The sequence below is a fragment of the Massilia hydrophila genome (assembly GCF_020208145.1).
In the GTDB taxonomy this organism is placed as follows: Bacteria; Pseudomonadota; Gammaproteobacteria; order Burkholderiales; family Burkholderiaceae_D; genus Telluria; species Telluria hydrophila.
On the sequence record NZ_JAHYBX010000001.1, the window covers coordinates 436,618 to 452,405 of the forward strand.

Genomic DNA, 15,788 nt, shown 5'->3' on the forward strand with positions numbered 1-15,788 from the left:
CCCGCGGCGCCTCAGTCGGCAATGACCACCCGGTTCTTGCCGCTATCCTTGGCCTGGTACATGGCGCGGTCCGCGCGCGCCACCAGGCTGGCCTGTTCCTCGTTCGGCAGGCGCAGCGCCACCCCGCAGGAGAAGGTGATCAGCATCTTCTCGTTCTCGTGCAGGAAGAAGTGGCGGGTCAGCTCGCGCTGCACCCGCACCATCGCCGCCGCCGCCGCCTCCACCGGCGTCTCCGGCATCAGGATCACGAATTCCTCGCCACCGAAGCGCGCGATCACGTCCATCGAGCGCAGCGTCTCGCGCACTACCTTCACCAGGTGCTTCAGCGCGCCGTCGCCGGCCAGGTGGCCATAGGTGTCGTTCAGCTTCTTGAAATTGTCCAGGTCGAGGATGGCCGCGCACAGCGGGGTGCCGCGGCGGTCGGCGCGCGCGCTTTCGCGCTCGAACACGTCGTCCAGGCCGCGACGGTTGAGGCTGCCGGTGAGCTGGTCTTCGCGCACCAGTTCGCTCATATGCTGCAGTTCGGCTTCCAGCGCGCGGATGCGCTCCTCGGCTTCCTGCGCCTCGCGGTGCGCCGCCACCATGCGGTCGCGCGAGGCCAGCGCCTCGTCCTGGGCGGCGCGCATCTCGCGCAGCACTTCCTCCATGACTTCGTTGAGTTCGCCGATGTCGGCGGCGCGGCCGATCCGGTCCGAATAATCCGCCAGGCGCGCGTGGCGGTCGCCGGTGGCCGCCGCCACCGACCCGAGACGGTCGATGAAGGTCATCATCATGTTCTTGACCGTGGCACGCACGTCGGCAATGCTGTTGCGCAGCCGGCCCTGCTTGAGCACCACGTCCTTCAGGCTGCGGGTGGCGTCTTCCAGGCTGCGCACGTCGAGGGGCCCGGCGATCAGCGCCTGCACGGCGGCGATCTGGCCGCGCATCCAGCTGTCGTCGTCGAGCAGTTCGCTGACGTTGTCGAGCAGCAGGCGGAACAGGCGCAGCAGCAGTTCCTGCTGTTCCGCGCTGTCGCCGCTGCGCAGTTCGATCTGGTAGCACAGCTGCTTCAGGCGGCCGGACAGCTCGCCCAGCTCCTCGCCATGGGCCAGCCTGACGGCGCCGCCCAGCGCCTCGGCTTCCTGCACCAGGGACGGGCTGCCGGCCAGCAGGGTGGCCAGGGCGAAAGCCAGTGCCCGGTTCAGCATCTCGCGCAGCTGGCGCGCGTCGGGGTCATCGTCGCCGAGCGCCATCAGCGGGGTGTTGCGGCGCAGGTGGCGGTCGGCGACCTGGGTCAGGCCCTGGGCATAGCCCGTCCAGTCGCCGGCCTTGACCGCGCGCAGCAGGCGGCGGCCGTATTCGGCCACTTCGCCGGGCGTGTCGGCCAGCTTGCGCGCAAAGCCGTCCAGCACCTCGACCGCCGCCTGGCCTGCGGCTTGGACGGGCGGGGCGGGCGGCACGCCGGCGATCTCGTCGTAGATGGCCCGGTAGGCGTCCGGCGTCGGCGCGATGCGGCGCGTCGCCAGGCGGCGGAAGGCTTCACGGGCGATGTCGGCGGGATTCTGGGCGGCGGCAGTGGGAGGCGGGATGGACATGGCTGAATGACGCGAGGAAGGCGAAGTAGCTTAATGATAAGCAACTTCTTTGCCAACCATCAATCAAAAAACAACAGAATGAGCTGTAAACACGACACCTACTACTTTTTGTAGGGTGGGCAAGTTCCTTGCCCACGCGTCCAGACAGTGCATGCGTGGGTTGAACGGGCAATCAGCCAACCAGCTGGTTGCGGATCGCGTAGTGGGTCAGCTCGGCGCTGTTCCTGAGCTTCATCTTGGCCAGCAGGCGGGCCCGGTATTCGCTCACGGTCTTGACCGACAGCGACAGTTCGCGCGCGATGTCGCTGACCGTCATGCCGGAGGCGATCATGGTGAGCGTCTGGTATTCGCGGTCGGACAGGGCCTCGTGCGGAGGCGCCTCGTGGTCGGCGCCGATCTGGGCCGCCAGGGTCTGGGCCAGCGCCGCGCTCACGTATTTCTGGCCCTGCGCCACCTGGCGGATCGCGATCACCAGTTCGCGCGGGGCGCTCTGCTTGGTCATGTAGCCGGCCGCCCCGGCCTTCAGCGAGCGGATCGCATACTGGTCTTCCCGGTGCATTGACAGCATCAGCACCGCCAGCTCCGGACGGTCCTTCTTGACCTGCTTGAGCACTTCGATGCCATTCCGGTCGGGCAGGGAGATATCGAGCAGCATCACGTGCGCACGCGCCTTGCCGACCAGCCTGATCGCATCGAGCCCGTTTTCGGCCTCGCCCGCGACGACGATGTCGCCCTGCTCGGCCAGGATCTGTTTCAGGCCTTCGCGGACGATCGCGTGGTCGTCGGCAATGAATACCCGGATGCTTGCTTTTTCACTCATGCTTGCCTGCGTTCTTGCTGGATGGGGCCGGTGATGCCAGCCTGGTCTTGATTGTAAGCATCGTGCCACCTCCGGGCGCGGACGACAAGGCCAGCGTACCGCCCAGCGCCTTGGCCCGCTCGCTCATGCCACGCAGGCCGAAGGAGTGCGGCTTGAGGCGGTCGCCCGGGGCGATGCCGCGTCCATTGTCGCTGATGGTCAGCGTCAGGTGGGCGCGCTGGCGCCGCAGGGCCACCGTCACCCGGGTCGCGTCCGCATGCTTGGCGATGTTGGTCAGTGCTTCCTGAAAGATACGGAACAGCGCCGTCGCATGGTCGTCGTCGAGCACGATGTCCGGATCCGGGCAGCGGAACAGGCAGGCGATGCCCATCTGCTTTTCGAATTCGCGTGCCTGCCACTCGAGCGCGGCCACGATGCCGAGGTCGAGCATGGTGGGGCGCAGGTCGAGCGAGATGCGGTGCACGGCCTCGATCGTGCGGTCGACCAGGTCGTCCAGGTAGTTCGCCTTTTCCAGCAGGGCCGGCTCGCCGTCCGGCAGCCGCGCCGACAGCATCGCCAGCGCCATCTTGATGGCGGTCAGGTTGCCGCCCAGGTCGTCGTGGATCTCGCGCGCGATGCGGGTCCGCTCCTGTTCCTTGAGCTGCTCGATGTGGTCGGTGAGTTCGGCCAGGCGCGCACGCGAGCGCAGCACTTCCTGCTGCTCCCCCTTGCTGGCGCTGATGTTGGTCATGATGCCGTCCCACTGCACCGCGCCGCCGTCCACCGGATGCGGGCTGGCGCGCAGGTTGATCCACTTGACGTCCTTCCAGGCGTCGATCCAGATCCGGCCTTCCCAGTTCCAGGCGGTCATGGCCGCGCGCGAGGCCGCCATCGATTCCTGGTAGCCCTTGCGGTCGTCAAGCAGGATCAGGCGCTCGAACAGGCTGGCGTCGCGCTGCAGTTCCAGCCTTGATAAGCCGAGCAGGGCCGAGCAGCCCTCGCTCAGCCAGGGAAAGTCGGTGCGGCCGTCCGCATGCAGCACGAACTGGTAGACCAGGCCCGGGGTGTTGCGCACGATGGCGTCGAAGCGCGCCTGCGACTGGGCCAGCGCGCGTGCCGCGGCCTGCTCCAGGGTCAGGTCGTCGGCGATCGCCAGCAGCAGGGCGCGGCTGTCACGCACGATGCGCAGGATGCACAGCTTGACCGGATAGCAACTCCCGTCCGCCCGCACCAGATGGGTGCGCAGGCTGACCTGGGCGCCCACTTCCTCGCCCAACCCGGCCAGCAGCTGGCTCAGCGCGCTGCGGTCCAGGCCGGGCGTGAGCGCGTGGAAATCCGTCGCGGCCAGGCGGCTTGCCTCCATGCCGAGGTTCAGGCGCGCGGCCTGGTTGGCGTCGACCACGGCCAGGGTGGCGGCGTCGAGCAGGAAGATCTCGGAAGCGGCGCCCTGCATTTCGGCGGCCAGGGCGGGAAGGGGCGGTGGGGTCATGGAAGCTCGGATTCGGTGTTGTCCTTGCCGGCGGCGGCGCGGGCGCCGATGCGTGCGCGCAGGCGGCGCAGCACGCGCAGCAGGTGGCTGGGCTGGCGCGCGGTGCGGCGCAGGGCACGGCGCAGGCCGCGCCGCATGCCGGCCAGGGCGCTGCGCGCCTGGCGCCAGAAGTGGCTGGCGCGCAGGGCGGCCAGCAGGCGGTCGCGCAGGCGCAGGAAGCCGGCGTGCCAGCGCGCGAACCAGGCCAGGGTGAGCAGGGCGGGCAGGGTCAGCACATAGATGCGCGCCACCACTGCCGCGCCGCCCAGCTTGGCCGCAATGAAGCCAAGCACGCCCGCCAGCGCATGGCCGTGGGCGATGGCGAGCAGGGCCAGCAGCTTGACCGGCAGCAGCAGCAGGCCGGGCAGCACGAAGGCGCCCAGGGCGGCCCAGGCCGGCAAGGAACGGATGCGCGCTTCCAGCCAGCGCAGCGGCGGCAGGCTAGCCAGGCGGGCGCCGGCCCGGCTGCCCAGTTCCCAAATCCAGGCCTCCACCAGCAGCACCAGCGCCGCCAGCTGCACCAGCGGCGCGAGCAGCGGGGAGCGGGCTGCGCCCCGGGTAGCCGTCTGCGGTTTCGCTCGTCTCATGCCGCCATGATACGGTAAGCGTGGGCTGCCGGGCGCTCCTTGCCGTTACAATAAGCCCATGAACAAGGCATTCGTAAAAGAGTCCGACAACGAGGACGACGACCCCGACGCGCTGGCACTGGCCCAGGCGATTCCGCCCGGGGCCAAGAACTACATCACGCCCGCCGGCTACCAGGCCATCAAGGATGAGCTGCTGCAGCTGATCGACATCGAGCGCCCGGAAGTGGTGAAGGTGGTGCACTGGGCCGCCTCGAACGGCGACCGCTCGGAGAACGGCGACTACATCTACGGCAAGCGCCGCCTGCGCGAGATCGACCGCCGTATCCGCTTCCTTACCAAGCGCCTGGATTCGGCCTTCGTGGTCGATCCCAGCGTCCACCACGGGAACGACCAGGTGTTCTTCGGCGCCACCGTCACCTACCTGAACAAGGCGGGCGAGGAGCATACCGTGACCATCGTCGGCGTCGACGAGCTCGACCCGCTCAAGGGCAGGATCAGCTGGGTCTCGCCGGTGGCGCGCGCCCTGACCAAGGGCAGGGAAGGCGACATGGTGACCCTGCAGACCCCGCTCGGCACCGATGAGCTCGAAATCCTCGCCGTCGACTACCCCGCGCCGCTAGCGGACTGAAGACACGGCCCGGGACTGGTAAGATGGCTGATTCGTCTTCCACTTCCCTGTCTTCATGAACCGTCCCCTCGCGCCCTTGCACGGCACCGACGTCTTGGCCGCGCTGCGCGCCGCCACCGGCGCACGCCATACGCGCCTGGACAGTGGGCTGCCGCTGTCGGCAGACCACCCCACCCTGGCCGATTACGCCGCCCACCTGCGCATGTTGCGCGACTGGCTGGCGCCGCTCGAACGCTGGCTGGCCGGTTTCACCGACGGCCCGCAGGCCGAGCCCACGCTGCCGCCGCAAGACCGGCTGGCCCTGATCGCCGCCGACCTCGACGAGCCGGGGATGGACGCCGCGCACGCCGGCGGCCGGGCGCCGACCCCGGTCCCGGCCAGGCCGCGTCAGGCCAGCGCCGCCTACCGCTGGGGCGCCGCCTATGTCATCGAAGGATCGCAGCTGGGCGGCGCCGTGCTCTATGCCCGCCTGTGCGGGCCGCTGGCGCCGCATCCGCTGCGCTACCTGCGCGGCGAAGCGCAGGGGCCGGGCCCGCGCTGGCGCGCCTTCCTGCAAGCCCTGCGCGCCCGGGTCACGACGTCGGAGGAGATCGCCGAATGCTGCGCCGGCGCCTGTGCGGCCTTCGATGCGATCCTGGCGCTGGCGCCGCCGCAGGGAGCGACATCGGCACCCTAGACGCGCGCTGCCGACCGGTGCATCATGGACAACCCACCAGACGGAGGATGCAATGCGATTCATGATTCTGCTGAAAGCGGACCAGCACAGCGAGGCGGGCGAACTGCCGGACGAGAAACTGCTCACCGAAATGGGCAAGTTCAACGATGAACTCATCAAGGCCGGCGTGATGCTGGCCGGCGAGGGCCTGCATCCGTCCGCGCGCGGCGCGCGCGTCCAGTTTGGCAAGGACGGGCAGGTGCGGGTGACCGATGGCCCGTTCACCCCGCTGGGAGAGGTCCTGGCCGGCTTCTGGATCTGGCAGCTGCCCTCGATGGAAGAGGCGGTCGCCTGGGTCAAGCGGGTGCCGATGCCGATGGCGGGCGGCGAAGCCGTGATCGAGATCCGCCAGATCTTCGAGATGGACGACTTTGGCGCGGCGATGAGCCCGGAACTGCGGGAACAGGAAACGCGCCAGCGCGCCTCGCTGGCCGAGGGTGCCGGCTAGCGTTCGGCCAGGTGCTCGTACACGAAGGACTTGAGCGCCAGCTCGGCCGCCTCGTCGATCCCGGATTCGAAGGCCACCCCGTACTGCATCTGCTGCGACAGCTTGCCCTTGATGCTGCGGATGGTGCCGTTCACCTGCACCAGGTGCGGCTTGCCGCCCACCTTGAAGCGGAAGGCCAGCTTGATCACGGTGCCGACGTCGCCCAGGATGAAGCCGGTCGAGATGGCGCAGCCGCCGCTCGACAGGTTGGTGATCATGCCCGGCACGGTGCCGTCGGCCAGGGTGATCGAGGTGGGCAGCTTGACCTCCACCCGCAGGGCCTGGCGGAAGGGCTTGCTGGCCGCTTCGGTCGGGTAGCGCAGGAACAGGTGGCCGCTCGGCAGTCCGGCGAAGCGCAGCAGCGAGGTCTTGAAGGCGCACACGGTGCGCCCGAACACGACTTGCGCCGTCATCGGCAAGCCCTCGAAATGCTGCCAGCTCTGGCCGTTCGCGGCGCGTACCGCCGGCGCCGAGACGATGATCGACTGCAGCGGGATGCGGCCATAGAAATCGACGTGGAGCGAGCGCGGATCGAAGTCACCGGGAAACTGGAAAGTGATGATCATGCTCTCGGCATTATGCTTCAGGGCCTGCAGCGGATCGACGGTACGCCCCGGCAGGTCGTCGACGTCCTCGCTGGCGGTCACCAGCTGGCTCGGCTTGTCGCCGGCCTGCGAGGCGCGCATCGGCTTGGCCAGCAGGATGCGGTCGCGCGAGGTCGCGTCCGCGATCACGTAGCCGGCCGGGGCAAGCAGTTCGCCTGAGCGCAGGTACAGTGCCCACGGAAGCGGTCCACCCACGCGTATGTCCTGCTCCGAGACATAGACGAACTGTTGCTTTTTCATGTTTTCCCATTCTGTGGACAGCCGCTGTGTCCGACAGTAATGTTGACATATATTAACAGCCGCAGCAATGCGCGGTGCGGCGTGTGTGGTAAGAAAATTACTTGCGGCAGAGGGCGGCTTATTGCCCCGGCGGCGGCTCCCAGAGCTCGACCTTGTTGCCTTCCGGGTCGATGACCCAGCCGAACTTGCCGAACTCGGAATCCTCGCTCTTGTCCAGCACCTGGCAGCCTTCCTCGCGCAGCGCCTGCAGCAGGGCGGCCAGGTCGGCGACACGGTAGTTGATCATGAAGGATGCCTTGCCGGGCGCAAAATGTTCGTTGCCGGCCTGGCCGATCGACCAGACGGTCATGCCGCCATCCGGCTGGCGGGCCTCGTCGGACCAGGGGAACACGGCGCCGCCCCATTCGAGCACGTCGACGCCGAGGTGGCGCGCATACCAGGCGCGCAGTGCCGCCGGGTCGTGCGCGTGAAAGAAGATGCCGCCAATGCCAGTAACCCGCTTCATGTGCTCTCCCTGGTCAGACAATCACTTGTCTATTTGTACATCGAAAGGCTGACAGGGTAGCAATGTGCGGCGCGGACCGCAAGCCGTTCAGGAGCGTTCGCGCTCGACCCGATTGACGCCGGCCACGCGGCGCAGGTTGCGGATCAGCTGCGCCAGGTGGACCCGGTCCTTGACCTGGATGGTGAAGCGCAGCTGGGTCATCAGGTGTTCGTCGTCCTCGTCCATGCCGACATAGGTGATGTTGGCGTCGGATTCGCCGATCTCGGCCGCGACCCGGGCCAGGATGCCCTTTTCGTTATTGATCAGGAGGCGGATGCGGCAGTCGAAGCGGCGGTTCAGTTCCTCGCCCCACTGGACCGCGATCCAGCGGTCCGGTTCCTTGGCGCGGATGCGCGCCGCCGGCAGGCAGTCGCGGGTATGCACCACCAGGCCCTGGTCGCGCCGCAGCTGGCCGGTGACCTGGTCGCCGGGGATCGGCAGGCAGCAGGGCGCGAGCTGCACCGCCACGCCTTCGCTGCCATAGATCGTGACCGGGTCGATGTCGCCGCCCGGCAGCGGGGCGCTGGCCGGCTTGTGTTCCGGGTCGGCATCCATCAGGCCGAAGATGTGGCGCGCCACCAGCTGCGGCATGCGCTTGCCGATGCCGATGTCGGCGTACAGTTCTTCCATCGACTTGGCCGAGGACTCGGCCAGCAGCCTTTCCACCGTGCCGGCGGGCAGCTCGGGCGAGACATTGCGCGCGGCCAGGGCGCCGGCCAGCAGTTCCTGGCCCAGCTCCACCGATTCGTTCACGTTCACCGTGCGCAGGTAGTGGCGGATCGCCGAGCGTGCCTTGCCGGTGCGGACAAAAGACAGCCACGTCGGGCTCGGGCGCGATTCCGGGTCGGTGACGATCTCGACGATGTCGCCGTTGTGCAGTTCGTTGCGCAGCGAGGCCGGTTCGTTGTTGATCTTGACCGAGACCGTGTGGTCGCCGATGCCGGTGTGGATCGAATAGGCGAAGTCGAGCGCGGTGGCGCCGCGCGGCAGGGCGATGATCTTCGACTTGGGCGTGAACACGTAGACCGAATCGGGGAACAGGTCGACCTTCACGTGTTCCAGGAATTCGGCCGAGTCGCCGGTCTGCTGCTGGATGTCGAGCAGCGACTGCAGCCAGGCATGGGTGCGCTGCTGCAGGTCCGACATGTTCGAGTCGCCGGTCTTGTACAGCCAGTGCGCCGCCACGCCGCTCTCGGCGGTGCGGTGCATGTCCTGGGTGCGGATCTGGAACTCGACCGGGGTGCCGTAGGGGCCGATCAGGGTCGTGTGCAGCGACTGGTAGCCGTTGATCTTGCGGATCGCGATGTAGTCCTTGAACTTGCCCGGCATCGGCTTGTACAGGGCGTGCAGGGTGCCGAGCGCCACGTAGCAGTTCGGGACCGTGTCGACCACCACCCGGAAGCCGTACACGTCCAGCACCTGCGAGAACGACAGGTGCTTGTTGCGCATCTTTTTATAGATGCCGTACAGGGTCTTTTCGCGGCCGTAGACTTCGGCCTGGATGCCGGCCCCGGCCAGCTGGTTCTTGACCGCTTCCAGGATCTTCTTGACCACTTCGCGACGGTTGCCGCGCGCCGCCTTGATGGCCTTGGCCAGCGTGTAGTAGCGCAGCGGGTACAGGTGCGAGAAGGACAGGTCCTGCAGTTCGCGGTAGATGTCGTTCAGACCGAGGCGGTGCGCGATCGGCACATAGACTTCCATGGTCTCGCGCGAAATGCGGCGGCGCTTGGCCGGGATCATCACGCCCATGGTACGCATGTTGTGCAGGCGGTCGGCCAGCTTGATCAGGATCACGCGCACGTCCGACGCCATGGCCAGCAGCATCTTGCGGAAGTTCTCGGCCTGGGCCTCGATCTGGCTCTGGAACTCGATCTTTTCCAGCTTCGACAGGCCGTCCACCATGTTGGCGACCTGGGCGCCGAAGCGCTCGATCAGCTCGTCCTTCTTGACGTCCTGGTCCTCGATTACGTCGTGCAGCAGGGCGGCCATGATGGCCTGCGCATCGAGCTTCCACTCGGCGCAGATCTCGGCGACAGCGATCGGATGGGAGATGTAGGGCTCGCCCGACTTGCGGACCTGGCCCAGGTGCATCTCGTCGGAGAAGCGGTAGGCTTCCTTGACCTTCTTGAGCTCGGCGGGGGTGAGGTAGTCGGACAGCTTGTTGATCAGCTGCGTGACCGAAGCGACGCCCGGGGCGGGCGCCGGCGCTTCGGCCGCCGGCGGCTTGCCCGGGCGCTTGCCGCGGGCGGGAGAGGGGACTGGATGGGTCGAATCCGGGGAAGACAATTTCATACGTTATATCGATCAGCCAGCATGAAGATCAGCATACCAGAATCGGCGGCCGTCACCCGAGCCCCTGGGGACTTACATGGGGACCTTCTTCAGCATTTCCAGGCCAACCTTGCCGGCGGCGATTTCACGCAGGGCGACGACGGTCGGCTTGTCCTTTGCCTCGACCTTCGGGGTATGGCCCTGCAGCAACTGGCGGGCGCGGTAGGTGGCGGCCAGGGTCAGCTGGAAGCGGTTCGGGATGTTCTTGAGGCAATCTTCGATGGTGATACGGGCCATGGTCACTCCTGAATGGACAATAAGCGGCAGCCATACGCGGCGCCGCGCTGTGATTACGTTGGTTGATGCGCGTGGATTCCCAGCTGGGCAAACAAGTCGGCGTTGCGCGCCGCCTGCTGGGCGAATCGGCAACGTGTCGCTTTGATAATCGCCTGCAGTTCCGCGAGGGCGACGTTGAACTCTTCGTTGATGATAGCATATTCGAACTCCGGCGCGTGAGCGATCTCCCCCCCGGCGGCCAGCAGGCGGCGGGTGATGATGTGGGGCTCGTCGGTGCCGCGCTTGTGCAGGCGTTCCTCCAGTGCTTCGATCGACGGCGGCAGGATGAAAATGCCGGCCGCGTCCGGGAACTGCTTGCGCACCTGGCGCGCGCCCTGCCAGTCGATCTCGAGCAGGATGTCGGTGCCGGTGCGCATCTCCTGCTCCACGGTCAGGCGGCTGGTGCCGTAGTAGTTGCCATGGACTTCCGCCCATTCCAGGAACTCGCCGCGCTCGGCGCGCGCGACGAAGTCTTCCGCCGTCGTGAAGTGGTATTCGCGGCCATCCTGCTCGCCCGGGCGCGGCGGGCGCGTGGTGGTCGAGATCGACAGCTTGATGCCGGGTTCCAGCTTCAGCAGGGCGTTGACCAGGGTCGACTTGCCGGCGCCGCTCGGGGCGGCGACGACGAACAGGCTGCCGGAGAGGGCAGGAGTGATCATATTCAATTCCTTGTTTGGTGCGTGGTATTCATCATAACGTTGAACGCGTGGGCAAGAAACTTGCCCACCCTACAAAATCGCTCTTGTAGGGTGGGCGGATCTCCCGCCCACGCGTTCAAAGCCGCTCGCGCATTGTTGCGCGACGACAACAATCCATGCCGATTATTCGAGGTTCTGCACCTGCTCGCGCATCTGCTCGATTAGGAGTTTCAACTCCATCGACGCATCCGCCAGTTCTTTCACCGACGCCTTGGCGCCCAGCGTGTTCGCCTCGCGGTTCAGCTCCTGCATCATGAAATCGAGGCGCTTGCCGACCTGGCCGCCCTTCTTGAGGATGTGGCGGGTCTCGTTGAGGTGGGCCGACAGGCGCGACAGTTCTTCCGACACGTCGATCCGGATGCCGTACAGCGTCACCTCCTGGCGGATCCGTTCCAGCACTTCCTGGCGGCTCAGCACCGACGGGTTGCCATGGCCGGCCAGGCCCAGCGCGTCCTGCATGCGCTCGACCGCCTTTTGCTGGAACTGCGAGATCACTTGCGGGATGAGCGGGGTGATGCGCTTGACGATGGCTTCCATCGCGTCGATGCGCGACAGCAGCATCGTCGCCAAAGCCGCGCCTTCGCGCCGGCGGCTGTCCACAAAAGCGGCGACAGTGGTGGCGGTGAGGGCGGCCACGTCCGCCTGCAGGGATTCCTGGCCGACGGTCGATTCCTCGATCACGCCGGGCCAGCGCAGCAGCTCGGCTACCGTCATCTGCGGCGCTTGTGCGAAGTGCTGGCTGATTTCGGCCTGCAGGCGAGCCAGGTCGGCCAGCAGTTCCTGGTTCAGCGCTTGCGAGCCGCCGGCGGTCTTGCGGCCGAAGGAGAGGCGCACTTCGACCTTGCCGCGGGTGATCGCGGCCATGATGGCGGCGCGCAGGTCGGGTTCCAGTGCGCGCAGGTCGTCATTGATGCGGAATTGCAGGTCCAGGAAGCGCGAGTTGACGCTCTTGATCTCGATGGTGAGGGTGCCGGCGGCGCCTTCGCTGGTGGCTACCGCATAACCGGTCATGCTTGAAATGCTCAATGGGGTCCCCGTTCTTATTCTTCACACATGCCGAAAAACCGGTCACGGACCGCCAGTGCAATGCGCATCCGGTTTATCGAGGTGGCCTTTACAAAGGCGACATTTATCCCACACAATCCCCCTGTTAAGCAAGGAAAGCTTCCTGAATGGCCGCACAGAATAATGCCCCCCTGCCCGATGGCCTGGAAATTGCCGGATACCGCATTGTAAAGAAAATCGCGACTGGCGGGTTCAGTATTGTTTATCTGGCATATGACGGCGAAGGCAATGCGGTGGCCATCAAGGAGTACCTGCCCAGCCAGCTCGCGCTGCGCGCGCCGGGCGAACTCGTTCCCACCGTATCGCGGCCCAACCTGCCGATCTTTCGCATCGGTCTGAAGTGCTTCTTCGAAGAGGGGCGGGCGCTGGCGCGCATCGTTCATCCGAACGTGGTACGGGTGGTGAACTTCTTCCGCGCCAACGAGACCGTCTACATGGTGATGGCCTATGAATCCGGCCACACCTTGCAGGACCACATCGCGCGCCTGCATGCCAGGGGCAGCCGCATGGGCGAGACGGCGATCCGCCAGATGTCCCAGGGCGTGTGCGCGGGCGTGCGCGAAGTCCACGCCAACAAGCTGCTGCACCTGGACCTGAAACCCGCCAACATCTACCTGCGCGGCGACGGTTCGCCCCTGCTGCTCGACTTCGGCGCGGCGCGCCAGACCATCGACATCGACGCGCCCATGCTGGCGCCGATGTACACGCCCGGTTTCGCGGCGCCCGAGCTGTACAGCAAGGGAAGCGCGCTCGGTCCCTGGACCGATATCTACAGCATTGGCGCCGCCATGTATGCCTGCATGACGCGCAGCATGCCGCCGGCGGTGGAGGCGCGCCGCCAGGACGACGCTACCGTCACGCAGTTCGGCAAACTCGCCGGCAGCTATTCGCCGGAACTGGTGGAGATGGTGCGTGCCTGCATGGCGCTCGATCCGCTGGCGCGCCCGCAAAGCGTGTTCGCGATGCAGAAGGTGCTGCAGGCGCCGCCTTCGCTGGCGCCGCCTGCCGACGAAGAAGCGCCGCCGGCGGCGGGCGGCTGGCGCGGCCTGGTCGGACGCCTGGGCGGGGCCGGCCGCAAGCAGCGCGCCTGACAGGAACGAGGAGCGAAGATGCAGTTTTCCGTCTACCAGCAGACCCACATCGGCGGTCGCAAGCTCAACCAGGACCGCATGGGCTACAGCTTCACGCGTGACGCGCTGCTGCTGGTGCTGGCCGACGGCATGGGCGGCCATGCGGCCGGCGAAGTCGCCGCCACCATCGCGCTGCAGACCCTGTCGATGATGTTCCGGATGCAGGCCAGGCCCTACGTGAAGAAGCCGGAGCGCTTCCTGGAAGACGCGCTGGAACAGGCGCACTGGGACATCCTGGCCTATGCCAACGCCCACCAGATGCCGGAGACGCCGCGCACCACGGTGGTGGCCTGTCTGGTGCAGCACAACTGCGCCGTGTGGGCCCACTGCGGCGATTCGCGCCTGTACTGGGTGCGCCGCAACCAGGTGCTGGCGCGTACGCGCGACCACTCGCACCTCGAATACCTGATCGAGCGCGGCCGTGCGCGCGAATCCGAGCGCAACACCCACCCCGACCGCAACAAGCTGTACAACTGCCTGGGCGCCGGCCAGGCGCCGAGAATCGAGATCTCGCGCCAGGTCACGCTGGAGCCCGGCGACACCCTGCTGCTGTGTTCCGACGGCCTGTGGTCGATGCTGCCCGAGACCGAGATCGTGCATCGCCTGTCCACCTCCACCATCGTGCAGGCGGTGCCGGACCTGGTGTCGATGGCGGCCGCGATCGGCGGCGCGCGTGCCGACAACACCACGGCGCTGGCGATCACCTGGCAGGGCGCCGACACGACAGGATCCAGTCCGCCGGGCGTGATCTCGACCCGCATGCTGCTCGACGACGAGGTCAGCTCGACCATCGTCGCCGGCGAGCCGCTGCCGCCCGGGGCCGAGGCGGCCGACGCCTTCGACGAGGACGCCATCGAGCGGGCGATCGCCGAGATCCGCGAAGCGATCGAGAAATCGTCCCAGCTGCTTAAATAACCCCGTTCTTATAAAGGTACCCCATGAGCTTCGAACAACGTCCGAGCGGCCGCGCGGTCGACCAGCTGCGCAGCATCCGCCTCACCCGCCAGTACACCCGGCATGCAGAAGGCTCGGTGCTGATCGAGTGCGGCGACACCAAGGTCATCTGCACCGCCAGCATCGAGGACAAGGTGCCCGGCTTCCTGAAGGGGAAAGGGCAGGGCTGGCTGACGGCGGAGTACGGCATGCTGCCGCGCTCGACCCACACCCGCATGGACCGCGAAGCGGCGCGCGGCAAGCAGAGTGGCCGCACCCAGGAAATCCAGCGCCTGATCGGCCGCTCGCTGCGCGCCGCCTTCGACCTGGAGGCGTTCGGCGAGCGCACCCTGCACCTGGACTGCGACGTGATCCAGGCCGACGGCGGCACCCGCACCGCCTCGATTACCGGCGCCATGGTGGCGGCCCATGACGCCTTCGCCAAGCTGGTGGAGCAGGGCCTGCTGCCTGCGGTGCCGGTGAAGCACTTCGTGGCCGCGGTCTCGGTGGGCGTCTACCAGGGCATGCCGGTGCTGGACCTCGACTACGTCGAGGATTCAGGCTGCGATACCGACATGAACGTGGTGATGACCGAGAGCGGCCACTTCATCGAGGTGCAGGGCACGGCGGAAGGCGCGGCCTTCGACCGCGCCGGCATGGACCGCCTGCTGGACCTGGCGCAGGGTGGCATCGCCCGGCTGGTGGCGCTGCAGAAGGAGGCGCTGGGCCTCTGATCAGGCGCGCCCCGCCCCGGCCGGGCGGTGGCGCCATGCGGTCACGATCACATACAGGCCCAGCACCACCTCGGCGACCTTGGTTGCATACTGCACCGCCACGAGCATCTGCGGTCCCGCCACGGCCTCGATGTTCGAATACATGCTGGCCAGGTTCAGGACCATGTGCAGGACGACCACCAGCCACAGGCTGCCGGTGCGTTCGCGCGCGGCGGCGAACATCATGCCGGCGCAGGAGCTCATCATGGCCCAGCCCAGCGCATGGCTCCAGTTGCCATCCATGTAGCCGTGGATCAGGTGCATCGAGCCGAACAGCACGCCGTTGAGCACGATGGCCTGCCACACGGGCAGGCGCAGCAGGATTACGAAGATCACGCCGCGAAACAGCAGCTCTTCGCCGAAGGCGTTCAGCGACTGGATCAGGAGGTCGCCGCCAATGCCGCCCTGGGGCAGGTGCAGGCCGAGCGCGGCGAACATCAGCACCGGCAGCAGGCAGGCGAGGAAAAAGCCGTTCGGCCTGATGCTGCCGAAGCCGACCTCGCGCCACATGCCGAAAACCTGCGTCAGCAGCAGCGGCAGCAGCACGGTGGAGGCAAAGGCCAGCAGCTTGACCTTGCCCCAGGCTTCCGGCGGGGCCAGCAGCTTGCCGGCCTTGAGGATCAGGATCGTGAGGCCGAACTGCAGGGCAGCGCAGCCGGTGGCGGCCAGGACCGGGTGCCGGTCGGCGAATTCACGCAGGCGCATCGTCTTCTCATGTTGATGGTTGGAGTGCCGCCACTCTAGCGGCATCGCCGCCGCCGTCCCATGCCGGTGCGACAGGCTGCAGGAATCGCGGAACAGCCCGTCAATACGGGGCGCATCGGCGGCGGCGCGGTGGAAACGGTAAAATAGCGGGCCTGACCCAGCCAGCTTTC

17 protein-coding genes are annotated in these 15,788 nt (G+C 67.1%); 6 read left to right on the plus strand and 11 right to left on the minus strand.

All coding sequences use genetic code 11. The annotated features are described in order from the left end of the window. Positions 1–11 precede the first annotated feature (11 nt). From LE190_RS01935 to LE190_RS01950, 4 genes are all read right to left on the minus strand, one after another. Positions 12–1,574 carry a GGDEF domain-containing protein gene (locus LE190_RS01935; protein WP_225237135.1) on the minus strand — a complete coding sequence of 521 codons (1,563 nt, stop codon included), beginning with the start codon at positions 1,572–1,574 and terminating at the stop codon, positions 12–14. Positions 1,575–1,746: 172 nt separating this feature from the next. After that, positions 1,747–2,394 (minus strand): response regulator, encoded by a 648-nt coding sequence (locus LE190_RS01940; protein WP_225237136.1) that lies wholly within the window; start codon positions 2,392–2,394, stop codon positions 1,747–1,749. Further along, a complete protein-coding gene (locus tag LE190_RS01945) occupies positions 2,387–3,862 on the minus strand; it encodes a sensor histidine kinase (RefSeq protein WP_225237137.1) in 1,476 nt (491 codons plus the stop codon). The genes LE190_RS01940 and LE190_RS01945 overlap by 8 nt, the downstream gene beginning before the upstream one ends. Continuing rightward, a complete protein-coding gene (locus LE190_RS01950; protein WP_225237138.1) occupies positions 3,859–4,488 on the minus strand; it encodes a hypothetical protein in 630 nt (209 codons plus the stop codon). The genes LE190_RS01945 and LE190_RS01950 overlap by 4 nt, the downstream gene beginning before the upstream one ends. Positions 4,489–4,546: 58 nt before the next feature. Between LE190_RS01950 and greB the strand changes: the two genes are divergently transcribed. Genes greB through LE190_RS01965 form a run of 3 tightly spaced genes read left to right on the plus strand, consistent with a single transcriptional unit; the run spans position 4,547 to position 6,279 of the window. Then, the gene (gene greB / locus LE190_RS01955) at positions 4,547–5,116 is read left to right on the plus strand and encodes a transcription elongation factor GreB (RefSeq protein WP_225237139.1); all 570 of its coding nucleotides are present in this window, start codon (positions 4,547–4,549) and stop codon (positions 5,114–5,116) included. 55 nt (positions 5,117–5,171) lie between these two features. Beyond that, a complete protein-coding gene (locus LE190_RS01960; RefSeq protein WP_225237140.1) occupies positions 5,172–5,792 on the plus strand; it encodes a biliverdin-producing heme oxygenase in 621 nt (206 codons plus the stop codon). A 52-nt stretch (positions 5,793–5,844) separates the two neighbouring features. Beyond that, complete coding sequence (locus LE190_RS01965) at positions 5,845–6,279, plus strand: YciI family protein (RefSeq protein WP_225237141.1); 435 nt, start codon at positions 5,845–5,847, stop codon at positions 6,277–6,279. Here LE190_RS01965 and LE190_RS01970 read toward each other — a convergent pair. From LE190_RS01970 to LE190_RS01995, 6 genes are all read right to left on the minus strand, one after another. After that, a complete protein-coding gene (locus tag LE190_RS01970; protein ID WP_225237142.1) occupies positions 6,276–7,163 on the minus strand; it encodes a PilZ domain-containing protein in 888 nt (295 codons plus the stop codon). The genes LE190_RS01965 and LE190_RS01970 overlap by 4 nt on opposite strands. Before the next feature lie 118 nt (positions 7,164–7,281). Further along, positions 7,282–7,668, minus strand: a complete 387-nt coding sequence (locus LE190_RS01975; RefSeq protein ID WP_225237143.1) for a VOC family protein — start codon at positions 7,666–7,668, stop codon at positions 7,282–7,284. A gap of 87 nt (positions 7,669–7,755) precedes the next feature. Beyond that, on the minus strand, positions 7,756–9,999 hold the full coding sequence (locus LE190_RS01980) for a RelA/SpoT family protein (protein ID WP_225237144.1): 2,244 nt from the start codon (positions 9,997–9,999) through the stop codon (positions 7,756–7,758). A gap of 72 nt (positions 10,000–10,071) precedes the next feature. Beyond that, positions 10,072–10,275 (minus strand): DNA-directed RNA polymerase subunit omega, encoded by a 204-nt coding sequence (gene rpoZ / locus LE190_RS01985; RefSeq protein WP_056443456.1) that lies wholly within the window; start codon positions 10,273–10,275, stop codon positions 10,072–10,074. A 53-nt stretch (positions 10,276–10,328) separates the two neighbouring features. Further along, positions 10,329–10,973 carry a guanylate kinase gene (gmk, locus tag LE190_RS01990; protein ID WP_225237145.1) on the minus strand — a complete coding sequence of 215 codons (645 nt, stop codon included), beginning with the start codon at positions 10,971–10,973 and terminating at the stop codon, positions 10,329–10,331. A 162-nt stretch (positions 10,974–11,135) separates the two neighbouring features. Next, the gene (locus tag LE190_RS01995; protein ID WP_225237146.1) at positions 11,136–12,023 is read right to left on the minus strand and encodes a YicC/YloC family endoribonuclease; all 888 of its coding nucleotides are present in this window, start codon (positions 12,021–12,023) and stop codon (positions 11,136–11,138) included. A 161-nt stretch (positions 12,024–12,184) separates the two neighbouring features. Between LE190_RS01995 and LE190_RS02000 the strand changes: the two genes are divergently transcribed. Genes LE190_RS02000 through rph form a run of 3 tightly spaced genes read left to right on the plus strand, consistent with a single transcriptional unit; the run spans position 12,185 to position 14,874 of the window. Then, positions 12,185–13,168 carry a serine/threonine-protein kinase gene (locus LE190_RS02000; RefSeq protein ID WP_225237147.1) on the plus strand — a complete coding sequence of 328 codons (984 nt, stop codon included), beginning with the start codon at positions 12,185–12,187 and terminating at the stop codon, positions 13,166–13,168. Between the two features lie 18 nt (positions 13,169–13,186). Next, positions 13,187–14,122, plus strand: coding sequence for a PP2C family protein-serine/threonine phosphatase (locus LE190_RS02005; RefSeq protein WP_225237148.1), 936 nt, complete (start codon positions 13,187–13,189; stop codon positions 14,120–14,122). Between the two features lie 23 nt (positions 14,123–14,145). After that, positions 14,146–14,874, plus strand: a complete 729-nt coding sequence (gene rph / locus LE190_RS02010) for a ribonuclease PH (protein WP_225237149.1) — start codon at positions 14,146–14,148, stop codon at positions 14,872–14,874. On the opposite strand, the gene LE190_RS02015 is transcribed toward rph, so the two are convergent. Continuing rightward, the gene (locus tag LE190_RS02015; RefSeq protein WP_225237150.1) at positions 14,875–15,618 is read right to left on the minus strand and encodes a CPBP family intramembrane glutamic endopeptidase; all 744 of its coding nucleotides are present in this window, start codon (positions 15,616–15,618) and stop codon (positions 14,875–14,877) included. Positions 15,619–15,788: the final 170 nt, after the last annotated feature.

Excerpts from the sequence above, each read along its gene's own strand:
- LE190_RS01935 (WP_225237135.1), bottom strand. The coding sequence starts at position 1,574 with ATGTCCATCCCGCCTCCCACTGCCGCCGCCCAGAATCCCGCCGACATC.
- LE190_RS01940 (WP_225237136.1), bottom strand. The coding sequence starts at position 2,394 with ATGAGTGAAAAAGCAAGCATCCGGGTATTCATTGCCGACGACCACGCG.
- LE190_RS01945 (WP_225237137.1), bottom strand. The coding sequence starts at position 3,862 with ATGACCCCACCGCCCCTTCCCGCCCTGGCCGCCGAAATGCAGGGCGCC.
- LE190_RS01950 (WP_225237138.1), bottom strand. The coding sequence starts at position 4,488 with ATGAGACGAGCGAAACCGCAGACGGCTACCCGGGGCGCAGCCCGCTCC.
- greB (WP_225237139.1), top strand. The coding sequence starts at position 4,547 with ATGAACAAGGCATTCGTAAAAGAGTCCGACAACGAGGACGACGACCCC.
- LE190_RS01960 (WP_225237140.1), top strand. The coding sequence starts at position 5,172 with ATGAACCGTCCCCTCGCGCCCTTGCACGGCACCGACGTCTTGGCCGCG.
- LE190_RS01965 (WP_225237141.1), top strand. The coding sequence starts at position 5,845 with ATGCGATTCATGATTCTGCTGAAAGCGGACCAGCACAGCGAGGCGGGC.
- LE190_RS01970 (WP_225237142.1), bottom strand. The coding sequence starts at position 7,163 with ATGAAAAAGCAACAGTTCGTCTATGTCTCGGAGCAGGACATACGCGTG.
- LE190_RS01975 (WP_225237143.1), bottom strand. The coding sequence starts at position 7,668 with ATGAAGCGGGTTACTGGCATTGGCGGCATCTTCTTTCACGCGCACGAC.
- LE190_RS01980 (WP_225237144.1), bottom strand. The coding sequence starts at position 9,999 with ATGAAATTGTCTTCCCCGGATTCGACCCATCCAGTCCCCTCTCCCGCC.
- rpoZ (WP_056443456.1), bottom strand. The coding sequence starts at position 10,275 with ATGGCCCGTATCACCATCGAAGATTGCCTCAAGAACATCCCGAACCGC.
- gmk (WP_225237145.1), bottom strand. The coding sequence starts at position 10,973 with ATGATCACTCCTGCCCTCTCCGGCAGCCTGTTCGTCGTCGCCGCCCCG.
- LE190_RS01995 (WP_225237146.1), bottom strand. The coding sequence starts at position 12,023 with ATGACCGGTTATGCGGTAGCCACCAGCGAAGGCGCCGCCGGCACCCTC.
- LE190_RS02000 (WP_225237147.1), top strand. The coding sequence starts at position 12,185 with ATGGCCGCACAGAATAATGCCCCCCTGCCCGATGGCCTGGAAATTGCC.
- LE190_RS02005 (WP_225237148.1), top strand. The coding sequence starts at position 13,187 with ATGCAGTTTTCCGTCTACCAGCAGACCCACATCGGCGGTCGCAAGCTC.
- rph (WP_225237149.1), top strand. The coding sequence starts at position 14,146 with ATGAGCTTCGAACAACGTCCGAGCGGCCGCGCGGTCGACCAGCTGCGC.
- LE190_RS02015 (WP_225237150.1), bottom strand. The coding sequence starts at position 15,618 with ATGCGCCTGCGTGAATTCGCCGACCGGCACCCGGTCCTGGCCGCCACC.